Below are 19,437 nucleotides of genomic sequence, written 5' to 3'. Positions count from 1 at the left end.
CAGTGAACAGAACGTCACCAGATGTGTTGCCCGCCGAGGGAGGGCTGGGCGACCATCCGCTGCTCGCCGTTGACAACCTGCACGTGGAGTTCCGCACCCGCGCGGGCATCGTGCGGGCCGTGAACGGCGTGAGCTACACCGTGAACCCCGGCGAGACTCTGGCGGTGCTGGGCGAGTCGGGTTCCGGCAAGTCCGTGACCGCTCAGGCGATCATGGGCATCCTGGACATGCCACCCGCGCACATCCCCATAGGGGAGATCCGCTTCAGGGGCACCGACCTGCTGAAGTTGTCGGAGGAGGCCCGCACGCAGGTGCGCGGCCAGCGCATCGCGATGATCTTCCAGGACGCGCTCTCGTCGCTCAACCCGGTGTTCACCGTGGGCTGGCAGATCAGCGAGATGTTCCGGGTGCACCGCGGCATGTCCAAGGGCGAGTCGATGAAGAAGGCCGTCGAGCTCATGGACCGCGTCCGCATCCCGGCCGCCCGGCAGCGCGTCAACGACTACCCGCACCAGTTCTCCGGCGGCATGCGGCAGCGCATCATGATCGCGATGTCGATCGCGCTGGACCCCGAGGTGCTCATCGCCGACGAGCCCACCACGGCGCTCGACGTGACGGTCCAGGCGCAGATCATGGAGCTGCTGGCCGAGCTGCAGCGCGAGAGTCAGATGGGCCTCATCCTGATCACGCACGACCTGGGCGTCGTCGCGGACGTGGCCGACAAGATCGCCGTCATGTACGCGGGGCGCATCGTGGAGAACGCCCCCGTCCACGACATCTACCGCTCTCCCGCGCATCCGTACACGAAGGGGCTGCTGGAGTCGATCCCCCGGGTCGACCTCAAGGGCCAGGACCTGTACGCGATCAAGGGTCTGCCGCCCAACCTGCTCGAACTGCCGAGCGGCTGCGCGTTCCACCCCCGGTGCCCCTACCGGCAGGACAACTGCGTGACCGACACCCCCCCGCTCCACAAGATCGGCGGCACGCGCAACAGCGCCTGCCACTACTGGAGGGAGGTCCTCGATGGCGAACGGTGACCGCATCCTCGAGGTGCGCGACCTGGTCAAGCACTTCCCGCTGACGCAGGGCATCCTCTTCAAGCGGCAGATCGGCGCCATCAAGGCCGTCGACGGGGTGTCGTTCGACCTGCACAAGGGCGAGACGCTGGGCATCGTGGGCGAGTCGGGCTGTGGCAAGTCCACCCTGGCCAAGGTGCTGATGGCGCTGGAGCGGCCGACCTCGGGCTCGGTGCTGATCAACGGTCGGGACATCGGCCGGGCCAAGGGCGCCGAGCTCAAGCGCATGCGCCGCAACATCCAGATGGTCATGCAGGACCCGTACACCTCGCTGAACCCGCGGATGACCGTGGGTGACATCATCGGGGAGCCGTACGAGATCCACACCGAGGTGGCGCCGAAGGGCGACCGCCGCAAGAAGGTGCAGGAGCTGCTGGACGTGGTCGGGCTCAATCCCGATCACATCAACCGCTATCCGCACCAGTTCTCCGGTGGTCAGCGGCAGCGCATCGGGATCGCCCGAGGGCTGGCGCTCCAGCCTGAGATCATCGTCTGCGACGAGCCGGTGTCCGCGCTGGACGTGTCGATCCAGGCGCAGGTGATCAACCTGCTGGAGCGGCTGCAGAACGAGTTCGATCTGGCGTACATCTTCATCGCGCACGACCTGTCGGTGGTCCGGCACATCTCCGACCGGGTCGGGGTGATGTACCTGGGCAAGTTCGTGGAGTTGGGCAAGGACGCCGAGATCTACGACAAGCCGGCGCATCCGTACACGCAGGCGTTGCTGTCGGCCGTGCCCGTTCCCGACCCCGAGGGACGGGAGCAGCGTGAGCGGATCATTCTCCAGGGCGACCCGCCGTCGCCGGCCAACCCGCCGTCGGGGTGCAGGTTCCGTACGCGGTGCTGGAAGGCGCAGGAGATCTGTGCTGAGGAGGAGCCGTTGTTGCAGATCCGGCCGGGGACCGGGCACGAGAGCGCCTGCCACTTCGCCGAGACGCACGACGTGGTCCACATCGGCTGACCGGCCCGTCGCACGAAGGCCCTCCGAAAGCTCGGAGGGCCTTCGGTCATCGGGTGGTGATGAGGGCGGAGCCGTGGCCGAACAGACCCTGGTTGGCGGCCAGGGCGGCGCGCGGGGAAGGGACCTGGCGGGCGCCCGCGCGGCCCCGAAGCTGGGTCGCCAGCTCGCAGAGCTGGGCGATCGCCTGGGCCGGGATCGCCTCGCCGAAGGAGGCCAGGCCACCTGACGGATTGACCGGGAGGCGGCCTCCCAGCGCCGTGTCGCCCTCGCGGAGCAGCTTGTCCGCCTCCCCAGGCGAGCACAGCCCGAGGTCCTCCATCCAGTCCAGCTCCAGCGCCGTCGACAGGTCGTACACCTCGGCCAGCGACAGGTCCTCCGGCCCCACCCCCGCCTCCTCGTAGGCCGCGTGCGCGATCGCCGCTCGGAACGGCCTCTCAGGGGCCGGTACGGCCGCGCAGGAGTCGGTGGCGAAGTTGGGCAGCTCCAGGACCGTGTTGGGGAAGGTGGGCGTGACGGTGGAGACGGCGGACAGGAAGACGAGGTCCCGGACGCCGCGGCGGCGAGCGTACGCCTCGGAGGCCAGCACCACCGCCGCGCCCCCGTCAGAAGTGGCGCAGATGTCCATGAGACGCAGCGGGTCGGCGACCATGGGCGAGGCCAGCACCTCCTCGGCGGTGACCGGCTTGCGGTAGCGGGCCATGGGGTTGAGGGACCCGGCGCGGGCGTTCTTGACCTTGACGGCCGCGAAGTCGTCGGGCGTGGAGCCGTACAGGGCCATGCGTCTGCGTGCGTAAAGGCCGAAATAGGCGGGGTTCGTGGCGCCCAGGAGGCGGAATCTCAGCCAGTCCGGGTCGTCGGGGCGGTCGCCGCCGACCGGCTTGAAGAAGCCCTTGGGGGTCGAGTCGGCCCCTACCACCAGGGCGACGTCGCAGAGGCCCGCCAAGATCCGGGTGCGGGCGATGTCCAGGGCCTGTGCTCCCGATGCGCAGGCCGCGTAGCAGGAGGCGATGCGCGCCCCCGTCCAGCCGAGTGCCTGGGCGTAGGAGGCGCCGGCGACGAAGCCGGGGTAGCCGTTCCTGATCGTGTCCGCCCCGACCACGTACTGCACGTCCGTCCACGCGATCCCGGCGTCACGCAGCGCCGCGCGGGCGGCCGCGACGCCGTACTCGAGAAAGGAGCGCCCCCACTTGCCCCACGGGTGCATGCCCGTGCCCAGCACCACGACTCTGCTGTGTCTATGGGTTCCCTCGCTCCGCTCGGTCACGCCGCCCGCCTCCACATCCACACGAGCGGCCCGTCGGCCAGTGGCCCGCTGGTGAGCTCCAGCTCCATCCCGACCTCGAGCTGATCCACCGTGAGGCCGGCGACCTGCCCGAGCACCACGATGCCCGCGCCGTCCAGCTCCACCGCGGCCAGCGTCACCGGCTCGTACGGCTCCGCCGTCACGAACGGCGCCGGCGGCGGATAGCAGGCGTTCGTGTACGACCAGACACGCCCGCGCCGCGGGAGCCTGGTCACCTCCATCTCCTCGCCCTCGCAGCGCGGATTGGGGCAGAACCCGGGTCGAGGCGGGAAGCAGACGGTGCCGCAGGCCGTGCACCGGGTGCCCAGCAGGAAGACCCCGTCGGCGTCGACGGCGAACCAGCCCTCGATCGCATGCGTCATAGCCGGAGTATCACACAAGCGCTTGCTAGGTTACACCCCTTCTGTGCCCGCGATGCGTCGCCAGGACCCACACCGCCATGGCCGCCACCAGCGCCAGCATGCCCGCCACCACCGCCGCCCTGGACGATGGGGTGGGAGCGGCCGCGATGGAGGGGGCCGGCGGGCGTGCGGGGGCGGACAGCTGTTCCGCCGCGCGCAGGGCCAGCAGCGCGTTGGCCACCCCGTGCCCGTAGCTGCGGTTGTAGCCGGCCGTCGGCCGCTTCAGGACGCCGAGTTCGATGGCCGTGCGCACGTGGTAAGGCGACATATCGGGATAGGCGGATTTGATCAGGGCCGCGATGCCCGCCACCATGGCCGCCGCCGAGCTGGTGCCGTCGCCGACCACGTAGGAGTCGCCGCCGTCGGCCGTGACGATCTGCGTGCCCGGCGCGACCACGGACAGGTAGTCCTGCCGGTTGGAGAACCCCGCTACCTTGAGCCGCCGGTCCACGGCCCCCACGGCGATCACCCCGGGATAGGCGGCGGGAAAGTTCTTCCTGTTGGCCGTCTCGCCGTCGTTGCCCGAGGAGGCCACCAGCACCGCGCCCTTGCCGATCGCGTACCGGACTGCCTCCTCCTCATCGGCCGATCCCTCCCACGCGCCGCTCCCGCCGCCCAGCGACATGCTGATGACGTCGGCGCCGTGGTCGGCCGCGTACCGGATGCCCTTGGCCAGCGGCTGACGTCCGCCGGAGGCTTGTCTGTGGCGCAGCGGGTCGCCGTTCTCCAGCGTGACCCTGATGGACAACACCTTGGCCGCCGGCGCCACGCCGACGACGCCGTGCCGGTGGCCGTGCCCGCGACCGGCGATCAGGCTGGCCATGGCGGTCCCGTGCCGCCCCCAGAGTCCCGCGCTGCGGCCGGCGCCGGTCAGGTCGGGCCCCTGGATCACGGCGCCCTCCAGATCCGGGTGGCGGCCGTTGACGCCCGTGTCGAGCACAGCGACCAGCACGCCCGCGCCCTTGGTCGCCTGCCAGGCCTCGGGCAGGCGCAGCGTGTCCAGCTGCCACTGACCGGCACGCGCGGCGTCGCCCGTGTCGTCGGAGGCGCTGGGCGAGGCGACCCCGATCACGAGTGCGGCGAGCAGAACGGGGATGATGATCCTGCTCATCAGGTCACTGCCCGGGCGGCATCGCTGAGCCGGGACGGGGGTGGGCTGGGCGGCATGGCTGGGAGTAAGGACATGGGTGAGGGCGGCACAACGGGCGAGTGGTCCACGTCAACCTCGAGCGGTAAGGAGGGGACGCCGATGTGCATTCTGACACGCGAATGCCCACCCGCATGCGACGCTTCAGTAAACAGACCGATACGCGGAGTAATTCCGATCTGTCGCTTTCGTCCTATTGAGTAGGCGAAAGTCGGACATGCGCCCCCGGTGGGAGCCCCAGCCGCTGCGCCGCGTCACCCGAATTGACGGCGATCGCGATCAAACCGGCCGAGTCCGCGAACGCCACCAACTCGCCCGGCGGCACCGCCGCGTACGTCTCCCGGAACGGCAGCGACAACTGCCGCCGCCCCAGCCACACCCCGAGCGTGTCGCCCACCCGGACCCCGAGCGCCTGCAGGTCCCCGGCCGCGATCGACAGCTGGGTGTTGCCGTAGCGGTCGACCGAGACCACCTCGCCCTCCACCGACCCTTCGCGCAGGAGCGACGTCGGCTCGGGCAGCGTCACCAGCCGGTCGACCGGGACCTCGGGCCCCAGATCCGCGAGCCGCAGCCCGCCGGAGCCCGACGGAGTCCGGCAGAGCCGCCCCGCGACCGGTGCGAACACGTCCCGCCCGTGGAAGGTCGGCGAGACCGGCCGCAGGAAGTGCTCGTCGTTGCTGAGCTCGTACGCGACCCGCGCGCCGCCGCTGGCGCGCACGGCCCACGACAGCAGCCCGTTGTCCGGGCCGATGAACACCCGGCCGCCCGCCTCGACCGCCACCGCGCGCCTGGCGCCGCCCGTGCCGGGATCGACCGCGCCGATGTGGATGCCGGCCGGCAGGTAGGGGATGGTCTGGGCGAGAACCGCCGCGCCGCGCCGCACGTCCCCGGAGGGGATCAGGTGACACACGTCGATCACCCGCGCCTGCGGGGCGATCCCGGCAATCACGCCATGACAGGCCGCCACATACCCGTCTTCGAGCCCATAGTCGGTGAGGAGGGTGATTACTGAGGTCACATTTCGTGACTGTACGTCTCCCAATCCGCCGTGAACAGCACCACTCCGCACATTACGATTGGCTCGGGCCGCGTGCGTGCGACGAGATCGTCGCACGCCCCTTTCGAGGAGGACACCATGGGAGCACCGCTCAGCGGTGACAATGCTGCCCAGGAAACGTCCCGCCAACCCCTGACAGAACGCGATCTCGAGCTCCTCGCCTTCGAACGCCAATGGTGGCGCCACGCGGGCGCGAAGGAGCAGGCCATCAAGGAGACCTTCGGGTTCTCCGCCACCCGCTACTACCAGCTGCTCGGCGAGTTGATCGACAGGCCGGAGGCGCTCGAGCAGGACCCCATGCTGGTCAAGCGGCTGCGCAGGCTGCGCTCCACCCGCCAGCGCGACCGTGCGGCAAGAAGGCTTGGCATGCGTCCCTGACCGGCTGGGTACGGCAGCCGCGTGAGGAACATCCCTGGAATGGAAGCGATCTTGAAGGATCCGGCAGGCGCCGTGATCGGGCTCGACTTCGACGGAACGCTGTCGCCCATCGTGCCCGATCCCGCCACCGCCGTGATCCACCCGAAGGCGCCCGCGGTCCTCGCCGAGCTGGGCGCGCACGTCCTGGCCGTCGCCATCGTGACGGGCCGCCCCCCGGCCACCGCACTGGAGCTGGGGCCGGGGCTGGCCGACGTGCCCGGGCTCGTCATACTCGGGCACTACGGCTTCGAGCGCTGGGAGAACGGCAGGATCTCCGCGCCGCCGCCCCCGCCGGGCGTGCCGCGGGCCGAGGCGGAGCTGCAGCTGCTGCTCGACGATCTCGGGCTGGACGGCGTGCGGATCGAGGACAAAGGCCGGGCCGTCGCGGTGCACACCAGACGCAGCCCCGACCCGGAAGGCGCGCTGGCCGCGCTGCGCGAGCCGCTGGCGCGGGTGGCCGACAAGCACGGGCTGGTGGTCGAGCCCGGCCGCATGGTGCTGGAGCTGCGGCCGCCGGGCATGGACAAGGGGCACGCGCTCAGCCTGTTCCTGGCCGAGCGAGCCGCCAGGTCCGTTCTCTTCGCCGGCGACGATCTGGGGGATCTGGCCGCGTTCGAGGCCGTACGCGCCTCCGGGCTGCCCGGCGTGACCGTGTGCAGCGGCTCGGCGGAGGTGGCCGAGCTGGCCGAGCGCGCCGACATCGTGGTGGACGGCCCGGACGGGGTGGTCGCGCTGCTGGAGGAGCTCACGTCGGCGTTCAGTCGTTCATGAGTGAACTGCAAGTCGCGATCTCTAGTGTCGGGCGCATGTCCAAGCGCTCCCTCGCCGTCGCGGCCGTCGCCGCGGCCACCGTCCTGACCACCGCGCTGCCCGCGAACGCCGCCGCGCCCGCCCAGCCGCTGAAGTTCCGCAACGGCCTGACCCTCTACATTCCGATCCAGTGGGAGGTGCACCGCTTCGGCGCCGACGTGGTCCAGGTCGTCACGGGCAAGTGCGGCAAACCACAGGGCTGGGGCACGCCCCAATGTGACGCCTTCTATCTCCTCGGCCCCAAGTACATCAAGATCGGGGCGGAGGGCTGGGGCCCCTACACCGGCAAGAGACCCTTCTACACGGCGAGCGACGTGCAGCCCTGCCCGGCCAACAAGAAGTGGGGCGAGATCATCGGCCCGAAAGTGACGCGGGGCCTGCGCCAGGTCGGCGAGGGGCACAAGGCCGTCTACAACGCCTGGCAGGCTCGTTGCGTGTCCTACTCAGGCGCCGGTACGAAGGCCCGCTTCACGCAGCGCGAGTGGTATCTGCCGAAGAGCAAGATCCTGATCGTGGACCAGTGGAACACGCCGGGGCTGTCCGACGCGCTCAAGTACGCGGACTGGAGCTAATCCAGGGCGTCGAGCTGGGCGGCCAGCCACTTCTGGGGCGGCAGGGCGGTGGCCGCCGCGCACAACTTGTCGCGGCGCCGCCTGCGCTCGTCCTCCGGCATGATGAGCGCCTCGTGCAGGGCGGCGGCCGTGCCGCTGATGTCGTAGGGGTTCACCATGATCGCGTACGGGCCCAGCTCCGCCGCTGCCCCCGCCTCGCGCGAGAGCACCAGCGCGCAGTTGTCCGAGAGGACCGGGCCCTCCTTGGCGACCAGGTTCATCCCGTCGCGGATGGGGTTGACCAGCAACACGTCGGCCATCCGGTACGCGGCCAGCGACCGCGGGTAGTCGTCGTTGACATTGAGGATCAGCGGGTCCCAGTCCTCGGTGGCGAACTCGTTCTCGATCTCCTGAGCGCTGCGTTGCACCGAGGCGGTGTATTCGCGGTATTCGGGCAGGTCGTGCCGGCTCGGATAGGCGAAGGCCAGGTGCACCACACGCCCGTGCCATTCGGGATGCGCGGCCAGGAACTCGCCATAGGCGACCAGGCCGCGCACGATGTTCTTCGACAACTCGGTGCGGTCGATGCGGACGATCAGCTTGCGGTCGCCGACCTGCTCCCTGATCGCGGTCATGTAGGACTCGACATCGGGCTCGCAGGCCCGGTCCCACAACGCCGCGCCGTCCACGCCGAGACTGTGCACGCCGACCCTGGTCGTCCTGCCCTCGTGCGTAACGCTGTGGGCCACCCGGTCGACCTCGGCGCCGAGCAGCGCTTCACAGCAGTCCATGAACGCCCCCGCCCACCTTCCTGTCAGGAACCCGGCGTGATCGGCGCCCAGGATGCCCTCCAGGACCTCGCCGACCACCTCGTCGGGCAGCAGGGAGAAGTATTCGGGCGGCGCCCACGGGGTGTGGCTGAAGTGGGCGATGCGCAGGTCGGGCCGCTCGGCCCGGAGCATCGCCGGGGTCAGCGTCAGGTGGTAGTCCTGCACCATCACCCGCGCGCCGTGCCCGGCCTCCTCGGCCAGGGCCAGCGCGAACGCGCCGTTGTAGTCACGGTAGGACTCCCACTCGCGCCCGAACCGCGTGCCGAAGTTGGGTGCGTTGGGGATGTCGTAGAGCAGGTGGTTGACGAACCACAACGTGGAGTTGGCCACGGCGTTGTAGGCGCGGTGGAAGGTGGCCGCCGGGATGTCCAGCATCCGCAGCGGCCCGGTGTCGTAGCCGGCCTGGTCGATCCTGCCGCCTGGAGACAACCGGACGGCGCTGCGGTCATCGTCGGACAGCGCCGCGCAAACCCACAGGACGCCGTCTTCCTTGGCCACTCCGGACAGCCCGGACACGAGCCCGCCCCCGCCACGTTTCATGGTCAACTCGCCGTCGTCGGAGACGGTGAAGGAGACAGGCCCTCTGTTGGAGGCGACCAGGACGCTGTTCATCATGGCTCCCTTCGATCATAGGATCCCAGCTATGGCGCTTGATGAGCTAACCGAGGAACTCGCCCGATCCGCCGCAGCCGGAGATCATCGCGCGCTTGGTGAGCTATTGGCCAGGATCGAGCCCGATGTGATGCGCCACTGCGCCCGGATCCTGCCCTACCACCAGGACGCGGAGGAAGCCTCCCAGGACACCCTGCTGGCCGTGGCCCGCAACATCGGCCGCTTCGAGGGGCGGGCCAGGTTCAGCACCTGGCTGCACATCGTGACCGCCAACTGCGCGCGGACCACGTACCGATCGCTCAAGCGCCGGGCGGCGGAGCAGACGTCGGAGGAACTGCCCGTGCAGAAGCCCGACGCGCGGCGGGTGAGCGTGATCGCCGGCTCCCGGCTGGACCTGCTCGACGCGATGGAGGCGCTGGAGGCCGACAAGCCCGACCTGGCGCAGGCACTGGTGTTGCGCGACATCGTCCAGCTCGACTACAACGAGGTGGCCGAGCAGCTCGGCATCCCCCTGGGCACCGCCAAATCCCGCATTCACCAGGCCAGGAAATACGTGCAGGGTGTGCTCGGTGAGGACTATCGCTGAGACCGCCCGTCTCGAATGCTGAGACGGATGGTAATTCCGCCTACTTAAGCGGGTAGAGTCCCTTTCAACAACTGCATATTGCTCATCCAGAGGGGTGGAGGGACCGGCCCTGCGAAGCCCCGGCAACCCTCCCGGCTTGTGACTCGCGACAGGGCGAGGCCGACCGGGACAAGGTGCCAATTCCGGTTCGCGGTCAAGGTGGCCGCGGGCGAAGATGAGGGAAGGCCTCGCTTCATGTCGCTCGACTTTGGTCCTGCTGTCGCTCTGTCCTGCCGCGAGTGCGGCACGCGCTACCCTCTCGGCCCCAGCTTCGCGTGTCTGGAGTGTTTCGGGCCGCTCGAAGCGGCCTACGAATTCGGCGCCGTGACCCGCGCGGACATCGAGTCCGGTCCCGCCAACATCTGGCGCTACCGCTCCCTGCTGCCCGTGCCGGCCGACGTCGCCACCAAGCCCAACATGAACCCCGGCTGGACCAAGCTGGTCAAGGCGGGCAACCTCGGGCAGGCGCTCGGCCTGAAGTCCCTGTACGTGAAGGACGACTCCGGCAACCCCACCCACTCCTTCAAGGACCGGGTGGTGGCCATCGCCGTCGAGGCGGCACGTAACTTCGGTTTCCACACGCTTTCCTGCTCCTCCACGGGCAACCTCGCGGGCGCGGTCACGGCCGCCGCGGCGCGGGCCGGGCTCGACGCCTGCGTGTTCATCCCCGCCAACCTCGAAGCCGCCAAGATCGCCATGGCCCGGGTGTTCGGCGGGAAGCTGATCGGGATCGAGGGGACCTACGACGAGGTCAACAGGTTCTGCTCGGAGCTGATCGGCGACCCTCTGGGCGACAAGTGGGGGTTCGTCAACGTCAACCTGCGGCCCTACTACGCCGAGGGCTCCAAGACGCTCGCGTACGAGATCGCCGAGCAGCTCGGGTGGCGGCTCCCCGAGCAGATCATCATCCCCATCGCCTCCGGGTCGCAGCTCACGAAGATCGACAAGGGCTTCAAGGAGCTGGTGGCGCTGGGGCTGGTCGAGGACACGCCCTACAAGATCTTCGGGGCGCAGGCGGCCGGGTGCTCGCCGGTATCCACCGCGTACAAGGCCGGGCACGACGTCGTCCAGCCGGTCAAGCCGGACACCATCGCCAAGTCGCTGGCCATCGGCAACCCCGCCGACGGACCATACGTGCTCGACATCGCCCGCCGCACCGGAGGGGCCGTCGAGGACGTCACGGACCCCGAGATCGTGGCCGCCATCAAGCTTCTGGCCTCGACGGAGGGCATTTTCGCCGAGACCGCGGGCGGGGTTACCGTGGGCGTGCTGAAGAAGCTCGCCGAGAGCGGGCGGCTCGATCCCGAGGCCGAGACCGTGGTGCTCAACACCGGTGACGGGCTCAAGACGCTCGACGCCATCACCGGCGACGACGCCCAGCCCACCGCCGTGATCCGGCCCTCTCTCGACGCGTTCCGCGCGGCTGTCTGACAACCAGGAAAGGCAAGATAACCATGAGCGTTTCTGTGCGGATCCCCACGATCCTGCGCACGTACACCGGGGGGAACGCGGAAGTGAGTGGCGAGGGTGCGACGCTTCGTGACGTGCTCGCCAAGCTCGACTCCGACTACCCGGGGATCGGCGCGAGAATTCTTGATGAATCGGGCAAGATTCGGCGTTTCGTCAACGTTTACGTGGGAGAAGAGGACGTCCGTTTCGCCGAGGGGCTCGACACTCCCGCCCCTGAGGGCACTCAGATCTCCATCATCCCGGCGGTCGCCGGCGGTTGAGTGCGAGAGGTCACATCATTGGAAGGCGCCCCCTAGTGGGCGCCTTCTCCTTTTCCCGACTAATTAAACGTTGAACGAGGTACTCTGCGAAGAAATGCGTCGTTTGCGGATTGACTCTGTTGCCAAACCCCGTGCCACAGGTATGGTCGAGGCGATCGTCTGGCTGATTTTCAGTTAAGTCATGCGATTACGGTCTCGCGGTGGAATGGGCGAGATCTGTAAGCCCAGTAAGAGGAGTCGGAAGTGGCGCAGGGCACCGTCAAGTGGTTCAACGCGGACAAGGGCTACGGCTTCATCGCGGTAGACGGTGGTAAGGATGTATTCGTCCATTACTCAGCGATCCTGATGGACGGGTACCGAGCACTCGAACAGGGGCAGCGCGTCGAGTTCGAGATCACGCAGGGCCAGAAGGGGCCGCAGGCGGAGTCTGTCCGGGCGGTCTGATTTACGTCACTGGTATGCACCCGGTGGCGGCATCGCACGGCAACGCAGTCCGGGCGAGGCGGCCTCCATTCTTTCGTCGACCTACGGCGAGCCGCACGGTGAGCGGCTCGCCGTACAGACAGACTGACCAGGGCGGGAACCGCAGGAGGGTAGACGTTCGCTTGCACTCGGCAGGGTAGAGTGCTAAACAGTTCGTTGGCACTCTGTGCAGCAGAGTGCCAGCAACTCGGATCGAGACGATGGGGTCTGCCGAAGGAGATGCAGGCTCATGCCGTCGCGGGCGTCGGCTCGGTCCAGGACAAGCCACCCTGTATCTGGGAGGTCTAGCCTTATGGCAGCCAAGATGATCGCGTTTGACGAGGACGCCCGGCGCGGTCTCGAGCGCGGTATGAACCAGCTCGCCGACGCCGTCAAGGTGACCCTAGGCCCCAAGGGCCGCAACGTCGTGCTGGAGAAGAAGTGGGGCGCTCCCACGATCACCAACGATGGTGTCTCCATCGCCAAGGAGATCGAGCTCGAGGACCCGTGGGAGAAGATCGGCGCTGAGCTGGTCAAGGAAGTCGCCAAGAAGACTGACGACGTAGCCGGCGACGGCACCACCACGGCCACCGTGCTCGCCCAGGCGCTGGTGCGCGAGGGCCTGCGCAACGTGGCCGCCGGCGCCAACCCGATGGCCTTGAAGAAGGGCATCGAGGCCGCCGTCGAGCGCGTCAGCGAGGAGCTCTCCAAGCTGGCCAAGGATGTGGAGACCAAGGAGCAGATCGCTTCCACCGCCTCCATTTCCGCCGCCGACCCCGAGATCGGGGCGCTCATCGCCGAGGCGATGGACAAGGTCGGCAAGGAAGGCGTCATCACCGTCGAGGAGAGCAACACCTTCGGCCTCGAGCTCGAGCTCACCGAGGGCATGCGCTTCGACAAGGGCATGACGTCGATGTACTTCGTCACCGACTCGGACCGCATGGAGGCCGTGCTCGAGGACCCGTACATCCTGATCGTCAACAGCAAGGTCTCCGCCAACAAGGACCTGCTGCCGCTGCTCGACAAGGTCGTGCAGTCCGGCAAGCCGCTGCTGATCATCGCTGAGGACGTCGAGGGCGAGGCCCTGGCCACCCTGGTCGTCAACAAGATCCGCGGTCTGTTCCGCTCCGTGGCCGTCAAGGCCCCGGGCTTCGGCGACCGCCGCAAGGCCATGCTCGCCGACATCGCCATCCTGACCGGTGGCCAGGTCATCGCCGAGGAGGTCGGTCTCAAGCTGGAGAACGCCACCCTCGACCTGCTCGGCCGGGCACGCAAGATCGTCGTGACCAAGGACGAGACCACGATCGTCGACGGCGCCGGTGACGCCGAGCAGATCTCCGGCCGGGTCAACGAGATCCGCGCCGAGATCGAGCGCACCGACTCCGACTACGACCGCGAGAAGCTCCAGGAGCGCCTCGCCAAGCTGGCCGGCGGCGTGGCCGTCATCAAGGCCGGCGCGGCAACCGAGGTCGAGCTCAAGGAGCGCAAGCACCGCATCGAGGACGCCGTGCGCAACGCCAAGGCGGCCGTCGAGGAGGGCATCGTCCCCGGCGGTGGCGTGGCGCTGCTGCAGGCCGGCGCCAAGGCGTTCGACAAGCTCGAGCTCAACGGCGACGAGGCCACGGGCGCCGCGATCGTGAAGAAGGCGCTCGAGGAGCCCCTGAAGCAGATCGCGGTCAACGCCGGCCTCGAGGGTGGCGTCGTGGTCGAGCGCGTTCGCAACCTCACCCCGGGTGAGGGCCTGAACGCCGCTACGGGCGAGTACGTCAACATGTTCGAGGCGGGCATCCTCGACCCGGCCAAGGTGACGCGCTCGGCGCTGCAGAACGCCGCATCCATCGCGGCGCTCTTCCTCACCACCGAGGCCGTCATCGCGGAGAAGCCCGAGAAGACCCCCGCTGCTCCGGCCATGCCGGGCGGCGGCGACATGGACTTCTAGGTCCTTTCTTCGCGCGGCAACGAAGAGCGGCCCGGGTTTTCCGGGCCGCTCTTTTCGTTCCGCGCTTTCTCGCCGTCAGATCCCGTAGTGGGAAATGATGTGGCCGCGGGCCAGGGTGTTGGCGGTGATGTTGAAGCCGACCACCGCGGGGCTCGCGTCGCTGTCCACGCCCAGTTTGTCCACGCCCAGCGCGTGGACGGTGAAGACGTAGCGGTGCGGGGCGCCGGGCGGCGGGGCCGACCCGCCATACTCCTTGGCACCGTAGTCGTTGCGGGCGTGCACGGCGCCCGCGGGCAGTCCCTTGAAGTCCGGGGCGGTGCCCGCGCCCGTGGGCAGCTCGGTCGCCGAGGCCGGCAGGTCGAACAGCACCCAGTGCCAGAACCCGCTGCCCGTGGGGGCGTCGGGGTCGTAGCAGGTGACGGCGTAGCCGCGGGTCTCGGCGGGCGCGCCTGACCAGCGGAGGTGGGGCGAGAGGTTCTGGCCCTGCATGCCCCAGTCGTTGAAGACGTGCAGGTCGCTCAGCCGCTCGCCGTCCTGAATGTCGTCGCTCTCGACCACGAGCGCGGGAACCGACGGCAGGTATTCGTGTGGCAGCGGTGCTGGCACGGCATCCTCCTTGGTAGAGAGCTTCCTGCCCGCCATCCTAGAAGTGGCCGTGCCCGCCGCCTGTCAGGCCGCCAGCTGCGCCGGCAGCGCCTTGTCGTGCAGGACCGTGAGCGAGGTGACCGCGCGGGTCAGGACCACGTAGAGCCGGGCCAGCCCGCGCGGCTCCGCCGCGACGATGTCCGCCGGCTCGACGACGATCACGTGGTCGTACTCCAGACCCTTGGCCAGGGTCGCCGGGACCACCAGCAGACGGTGCTCCTCGGTGGAGTCGGGGTCGAGCACGGCGTGCGGGAGCTCGGCCAAGGCGCTGGAGACCTCGCCGACCAGCGTGTCGGGGGCGATGACGCCGATCGAACCCTCCTTGGCGAGGGCCTCCGCGGCGACCGCGGCGACCGAGCCGCCCCGCCGTACGGAGAGCGAACCCAGGCCGGGGCGCAGGGACTGCGGGGCGGCCAGGTCGGGGGCGATCGAGGGGAGCAGGCGGGCCGCGTAGTCGAGGACCTCCCTCGGCACGCGGAAGCCGAGCGTCAGCTCCGTCACCTCGCCCTCGCGCTGGCCCAGGTGCTCGAGCACGGACTTCCAGGAGCTCGTCGACCAGGGCGTCGTGCCCTGGGCCAGGTCGCCGAGCACGGTGGCCGAGCCGTTGCGGCAGCGGCGGCCGAGCGCCCGCAGCTGCATTTCGGAGAGGTCCTGGGCCTCGTCGACCACCAGGTGGCCGATCGAGGGCGTGCGTTCCATCAGATCGCGCAGCTCGTCCAGGAGCGCGGCGTCCGCGGCCGACCATTTGGCGGACTTCCAGCTCCGGTACGGTTTCCGCCAGATAAGCATTTCTTGCTCGTCAGGCGACAAATCGGATTTAGAGGCAGCCTTTGCCAGAAATTCCGGATCCGAGAGCAGGCGATAAAGGACCTGCTCCGGCGTCAATTTCGGCCAGACCGCGTCAACGAGTTGTTTGACCGGCTTCGATCTGGCCACGGCGTCCTGCACCCGGTCGTCGGGCGATTCGCCGCGCTGCTCCATGCGGACCAGGACCAGGTGGGCCAGCCGCTGCGCCAATGCCGCCCGGCCGGGGAGATAGCGGGTGGTGCCGCGCAGGGACGCCACGATCTCGCGTACCTCGTAGTCGGCCACCCGGTGGCGGTAGGCGCCCTTGGTGAAGACCAAGCCCTCCTCAGGCTTCACGATGTGCAGCCAGAGCGCGCGTTCGAGCACCGCCGCCATCCTGGCGTCGCCCTTGACCGCCGCCACCATCGGGTCCTCCGGGGCCGTGTGGTCGCCCAGCAGGCCGGCCACCGTGGTCTGGTCGACCTTGACCTCGCCGAGGGCGGGCAGCACCGAGGAGATGTAGGACAGGAAAGCCCGGTTGGGGCCGACGATCATCACGCCTGACCTGGCGAGCCGCTCGCGGTGGGTGAACAGCAGGTATGCCGCCCGGTGCAGGCCCACCGCGGTCTTTCCGGTGCCCGGGGCGCCCTGCACGCACACCGTCTGGGCCAGCGTGGCGCGGACGATCTCGTCCTGGTCGGGCTGGATCGTGGCGACGATGTCGCGCATGGGGCCGGTGCGCGGGCGCTCGATCTCCTGGGTGAGGATCTTCGACGGGCCGATCTCCACGCCGTCGCCCAGTGGCTCGTCCTCGTACGCGGTGAGCGCGCCGCCGTGGTAGCCGAAGCGGCGCCGGCGTACGACGCCCATGGGGTCGGCGGGACTGGCCTGGTAGAAGGCGCGGGACACCGGCGCGCGCCAGTCGATGACCAGAGGCTTGCTGTGACCGTCGTGCACGTGGCGGCGGCCGACGTAGATCGTGCCGGGAAGATCGTCGCCAGCCTCGCGGTCGAGGCGGCCGAAGAACAACGGCGTGTCCGGATGGTCGGCCAGGGCGGCCACCCGCTGGTCGAGGAGGGACTGCAGGATCTGCTGCGACACCCAGTCGCCGGCCGCGTCCGCGGACAGGGACTGGGCGTGGGCCCGCATGGCGGCGAGTGCGGCCCTGGACTCGGCCAGGTGGGCCTGCTCGGCGGCCAGGACGTCGGCGGGTATGTCTGGGGCCAGCTGGTGTGCGGGCATGCGAAAGTGCCTCCCGGTTCGGTGGCGGAGGTGGTTAAGGCAGCGAATCGACCAGTTTAATAGCGCGCGCCGCAGGCTTCCAACGCATTTACCGGCCTGTGGTAGTGGGGGCCGTCCGCGTTGGGCGGGTCGGTTGCCGTGAGGGTGGGATGGGTAGAGATGGGAGGTGGCGCGGGTTCAGCTCCGGTTCTCCCCGATCATCCCCACGATCGCGAGCTTCCTCCTCGCAGCGCTGTGGGGCCTGTCGGTGTTCGCGGGCTGGGGTCTGGAGGCGTTCTGCGCGGGCGGCGAGGACTCGTCCACCTGCTCTCAGCGCCTGGGCGCGGTCTCCACGGTGTCCAGTCTGTTCGCCGCGCTCGCCGCCTGCTGCACGGCCGCCGCGTGGCTGCTCCCGGGGGCGAGGCATGACCCGCGTGCGTTCGGGCGGATCATGGGCGCCGCCGTGATCGCGTGGATCGTCGCGGAGGGTGTGCTGTTCCTCGGCGGAATGTTGGTCCGGTAGGCATGCCCTCGTTAACGTAACGAACGCGACAGAACCCTCTGGTGTGGAGCAATACGCGAATACCGAAAAAATCGGGCATATCAGGTGGATTTGCTGGATCATGAGGGTATGTCGCAGGCGGCGTGATAGGACGCTGGTGAGGGGGGTGGTTCGCTTGTCGACGGCCCGCGGAGTCTCGTGGACGTGACACCACGCTGAATGCTCGGCCGCTCGGGCGAGCGGCCGGGTCATTCGTCACACGCCGCCGAGCACGTCGTCGGCGTCGATGATCGAGTAGGCGTAGCCCTGCTCGGCCAGGAAGCGCTGCCGATGCGCCGCGAACTCCTGGTCCACCGTGTCCCTGCTGACCACGGTGTAGAACCGGGCGCCCCCGCCGTCGGCCTTGGGCCGCAGCACCCGCCCGAGCCGCTGGGCCTCCTCCTGCCGGGAGCCGAACGTCCCCGAGACCTGGATCGCGATAGCCGCCTCCGGCAGGTCGATGGAGAAGTTGGCCACCTTCGACACCACCAGCACCTGGATCTCCTTGTCGCGGAAGGCCTGGTAGAGGCGCTCGCGCTCCTTGACCCTGGTCTCGCCCTTGATGACCGGCGCGTTGAGGTGCTCGCCGAGCTCGTCGAGCTGGTCGATGTATTGTCCGATGACCAGCACCTGCTCACCCAGGTGCCGCCGGACCAGCGCCTCGGTCACGTGGGTCTTGGACGGCGTGGTGGCGCAGAAGCGGTAGCGCTCCTCCGGCTCGGCCATCGCGTACGCCAGCCGCTCCTCGTCCGTCAGCGTGACGCGGACCTCGACGCAGTCGGCGGGCGCGATCCAGCCCTGGTTTTCCATCTCCTTCCAGGGCGCGTCGTAGCGCTTGGGACCGATGAGCGAGAAGACGTCGCCCTCGCGCCCGTCCTCGCGCACCAGCGTCGCGGTCAGCCCGACCCGCCTGCGGGCCTGCAGATCGGCGGTCATGCGGAAGATCGGCGCGGGCAGCAGGTGCACCTCGTCGTAGACGACCAGGCCCCAGTCGCGCGCGTCGAACAGCTCCAGGTGGCTGTAGACGCCCTTCCGCCTGGTGGTCATCACCTGGTAGGTAGCGATGGTGACCGGGCGGATCTCCTTCTTCGAGCCGGAGTATTCGCCGATCTCGTCCTCGGTCAGCGAGGTGCGCTTGAGCAGCTCGGTCTTCCACTGGTGGGCCGAGACGGTGTTGGTGACCAGGATCAGCGTGGTGGCCTGGGCGTGGGCCATCGCGGCCGCGCCGACGATGGTCTTGCCCGCGCCGCACGGCAGCACGACCACGCCGGAGCCGCCGTGCCAGAAGGCGTCGGCCGCCTCCTGCTGGTAGGGCCGCAGCCCCCAGCCGTCCTGCACCAGCTTGATCGGATGCGCCTCGCCGTCGACGTAGCCGGCCAGGTCTTCCGCGGGCCAGCCCAGCTTGAGCAGCGCCTGCTTGACGTTGCCGCGGTCGCTCGGGTGCACGATGACGGAGTCGGCGCCGAGCCGATCGCCCAGCATCGGCTGGATCTTCTTGGACCGCAGCACCTCCTCCAGCACGGCGCGGTCGGTGGAGGTCAGGACCAGGCCGTTGACCGGGTCCTTCTCCAGCCGCAGCCGGCCGTAGCGGGCCATGGTCTCGGCGACGTCGACGAGCAGCGCGTGCGGCACCGGGTAGCGGCTGAAGCTGATCAGCGCGTCGATGACCTGCTCGGCGTCATGGCCGGCGGCGCGGGCGTTCCACAGGGCCAGCGGGGTGACGCGGTAGGTGTGCACATGCTCGGGAGCACGCTCGAGCTCGGCGAACGGTGCGATCGCCTTGCGGCATTCGTCGGCCTTGTCGTGGTCGACCTCGAGCAGCAGCGTTTTGTCCGACTGGACGATGAGCGGGCCGTCGTTCACGGACATCCTTCCTACGGGTGACCCTTATCCAACACACACGACGGCAGGAACAGTCCCCGATCGGGCAATCAGTCGTTGAGGTATCCGCTGAGGCCGAGGAAGAGGAAGAGGGCGACCCCCAGCGCGAAGCCGAGCCCCAGCAGGACCCAGCTCCAAATCACCATGGTACGTGCGCGCTCGGGCTCACGGGACGCCCGGCTGATCGCCATCCCGGCGAGGATCGCGCCGGGGATCCCGAGGATGTTGCAGCAGGACACGACGGCGAGAAGGTTGAGGACGAGCGAGACGATGGCGTTGGCGCTCGGTCCCTGGCTGCGCGGGGGCGGAGGATAGCCGTATCCGTAGCCGTAGCCCGGGGGCGGCTGCTCGCCGTAGGGGGCGCCATAGGGCTGAGATGGATACCCCGACGGATCTTGCTGACTCATCTTCACCTCCAGACACGTCAACACTTATCACGGAA

The 19,437-nt window shown here is 69.0% G+C and carries 20 protein-coding genes and 1 riboswitch; of the genes, 11 read left to right on the top strand and 9 right to left on the bottom strand.

The genetic code is table 11. The features are described from left to right. Window positions 1-2: 2 nt before the first annotated feature. Window positions 3-1,037 carry an ABC transporter ATP-binding protein gene (locus Q9G87_RS29210; protein ID WP_305919691.1) on the top strand — a complete coding sequence of 345 codons (1,035 nt, stop codon included), beginning with the start codon at window positions 3-5 and terminating at the stop codon, window positions 1,035-1,037. Then, window positions 1,024-2,037 (top strand): ABC transporter ATP-binding protein, encoded by a 1,014-nt coding sequence (locus Q9G87_RS29205; protein ID WP_305919690.1) that lies wholly within the window; start codon window positions 1,024-1,026, stop codon window positions 2,035-2,037. Before Q9G87_RS29210 ends, Q9G87_RS29205 begins: the two co-directional genes overlap by 14 nt. A 46-nt stretch (window positions 2,038-2,083) precedes the next feature. Here the strand turns inward: Q9G87_RS29205 and Q9G87_RS29200 are convergent, their stop codons facing one another. From Q9G87_RS29200 to Q9G87_RS29185, 4 genes are all read right to left on the bottom strand, one after another. Further along, a complete protein-coding gene (locus Q9G87_RS29200; protein WP_305919689.1) occupies window positions 2,084-3,301 on the bottom strand; it encodes a lipid-transfer protein in 1,218 nt (405 codons plus the stop codon). Then, a complete protein-coding gene (locus Q9G87_RS29195) occupies window positions 3,298-3,702 on the bottom strand; it encodes a Zn-ribbon domain-containing OB-fold protein (protein WP_305919688.1) in 405 nt (134 codons plus the stop codon). The genes Q9G87_RS29200 and Q9G87_RS29195 overlap by 4 nt, the downstream gene beginning before the upstream one ends. Window positions 3,703-3,727: 25 nt before the next feature. Then, entirely contained in the window at window positions 3,728-4,852 is a 1,125-nt protein-coding gene (locus Q9G87_RS29190; RefSeq protein ID WP_305919687.1) for a S8 family serine peptidase, read from the bottom strand. Between the two features lie 229 nt (window positions 4,853-5,081). Then, complete coding sequence (locus Q9G87_RS29185; protein WP_305919686.1) at window positions 5,082-5,906, bottom strand: SAM hydrolase/SAM-dependent halogenase family protein; 825 nt, start codon at window positions 5,904-5,906, stop codon at window positions 5,082-5,084. A gap of 117 nt (window positions 5,907-6,023) precedes the next feature. Here Q9G87_RS29185 and Q9G87_RS29180 point away from each other — a divergent pair, with 117 nt between their 5' ends. From Q9G87_RS29180 to Q9G87_RS29170, 3 genes are read left to right on the top strand one after another with little or no spacing between them, the layout of a single operon-like run. Beyond that, window positions 6,024-6,323: a DUF3263 domain-containing protein gene (locus tag Q9G87_RS29180; RefSeq protein ID WP_305919685.1), complete on the top strand. Its 300-nt coding sequence runs from the start codon at window positions 6,024-6,026 to the stop codon at window positions 6,321-6,323. Between the two features lie 39 nt (window positions 6,324-6,362). Then, on the top strand, window positions 6,363-7,133 hold the full coding sequence (gene otsB, locus Q9G87_RS29175; RefSeq protein WP_305919684.1) for a trehalose-phosphatase: 771 nt from the start codon (window positions 6,363-6,365) through the stop codon (window positions 7,131-7,133). Between the two features lie 35 nt (window positions 7,134-7,168). After that, a complete protein-coding gene (locus tag Q9G87_RS29170) occupies window positions 7,169-7,744 on the top strand; it encodes a hypothetical protein (RefSeq protein ID WP_305919683.1) in 576 nt (191 codons plus the stop codon). Here Q9G87_RS29170 and Q9G87_RS29165 read toward each other — a convergent pair. Continuing rightward, a complete protein-coding gene (locus Q9G87_RS29165; protein WP_305919725.1) occupies window positions 7,741-9,165 on the bottom strand; it encodes an alpha,alpha-trehalose-phosphate synthase (UDP-forming) in 1,425 nt (474 codons plus the stop codon). The genes Q9G87_RS29170 and Q9G87_RS29165 overlap by 4 nt on opposite strands. Before the next feature lie 31 nt (window positions 9,166-9,196). Between Q9G87_RS29165 and Q9G87_RS29160 the strand changes: the two genes are divergently transcribed. From Q9G87_RS29160 to groL, 5 genes are all read left to right on the top strand, one after another. Beyond that, window positions 9,197-9,751: an RNA polymerase sigma factor gene (locus Q9G87_RS29160; protein WP_305919682.1), complete on the top strand. Its 555-nt coding sequence runs from the start codon at window positions 9,197-9,199 to the stop codon at window positions 9,749-9,751. A 79-nt stretch (window positions 9,752-9,830) separates the two neighbouring features. Next, window positions 9,831-9,972, top strand: a riboswitch (SAM riboswitch). A gap of 13 nt (window positions 9,973-9,985) precedes the next feature. Continuing rightward, a complete protein-coding gene (gene thrC, locus Q9G87_RS29155; protein WP_305919681.1) occupies window positions 9,986-11,221 on the top strand; it encodes a threonine synthase in 1,236 nt (411 codons plus the stop codon). A gap of 23 nt (window positions 11,222-11,244) precedes the next feature. Next, on the top strand, window positions 11,245-11,520 hold the full coding sequence (locus tag Q9G87_RS29150) for a MoaD/ThiS family protein (protein WP_043633550.1): 276 nt from the start codon (window positions 11,245-11,247) through the stop codon (window positions 11,518-11,520). Between the two features lie 243 nt (window positions 11,521-11,763). Then, window positions 11,764-11,964 (top strand): cold-shock protein, encoded by a 201-nt coding sequence (locus tag Q9G87_RS29145; RefSeq protein ID WP_127936975.1) that lies wholly within the window; start codon window positions 11,764-11,766, stop codon window positions 11,962-11,964. 331 nt (window positions 11,965-12,295) lie between these two features. Then, a complete protein-coding gene (gene groL, locus Q9G87_RS29140) occupies window positions 12,296-13,921 on the top strand; it encodes a chaperonin GroEL (protein WP_305919680.1) in 1,626 nt (541 codons plus the stop codon). Window positions 13,922-13,996: 75 nt separating this feature from the next. Here the strand turns inward: groL and Q9G87_RS29135 are convergent, their stop codons facing one another. After that, window positions 13,997-14,563: a YbhB/YbcL family Raf kinase inhibitor-like protein gene (locus tag Q9G87_RS29135; protein WP_371825842.1), complete on the bottom strand. Its 567-nt coding sequence runs from the start codon at window positions 14,561-14,563 to the stop codon at window positions 13,997-13,999. Between the two features lie 27 nt (window positions 14,564-14,590). Further along, the gene (locus tag Q9G87_RS29130; RefSeq protein WP_305919678.1) at window positions 14,591-16,594 is read right to left on the bottom strand and encodes a HelD family protein; all 2,004 of its coding nucleotides are present in this window, start codon (window positions 16,592-16,594) and stop codon (window positions 14,591-14,593) included. 166 nt (window positions 16,595-16,760) lie between these two features. On the opposite strand from Q9G87_RS29130, the gene Q9G87_RS29125 reads away from it, so the two are divergent. Continuing rightward, the gene (locus tag Q9G87_RS29125) at window positions 16,761-17,096 is read left to right on the top strand and encodes a hypothetical protein (RefSeq protein WP_305919677.1); all 336 of its coding nucleotides are present in this window, start codon (window positions 16,761-16,763) and stop codon (window positions 17,094-17,096) included. Between the two features lie 234 nt (window positions 17,097-17,330). Here the strand turns inward: Q9G87_RS29125 and Q9G87_RS29120 are convergent, their stop codons facing one another. Both Q9G87_RS29120 and Q9G87_RS29115 read right to left on the bottom strand, forming a co-directional pair. Next, window positions 17,331-18,983, bottom strand: a complete 1,653-nt coding sequence (locus tag Q9G87_RS29120; RefSeq protein WP_305919676.1) for a DNA repair helicase XPB — start codon at window positions 18,981-18,983, stop codon at window positions 17,331-17,333. A gap of 62 nt (window positions 18,984-19,045) precedes the next feature. Continuing rightward, the gene (locus tag Q9G87_RS29115; RefSeq protein ID WP_305919675.1) at window positions 19,046-19,402 is read right to left on the bottom strand and encodes a DUF4190 domain-containing protein; all 357 of its coding nucleotides are present in this window, start codon (window positions 19,400-19,402) and stop codon (window positions 19,046-19,048) included. Window positions 19,403-19,437: the final 35 nt, after the last annotated feature.

The organism is Nonomuraea turcica, from assembly GCF_030718205.1.
GTDB lineage: Bacteria > Actinomycetota > Actinomycetes > Streptosporangiales > Streptosporangiaceae > Nonomuraea.
Note: the sequence above shows the minus strand (reverse complement) of the source record. Positions and strands in the feature narration are given on the sequence as shown.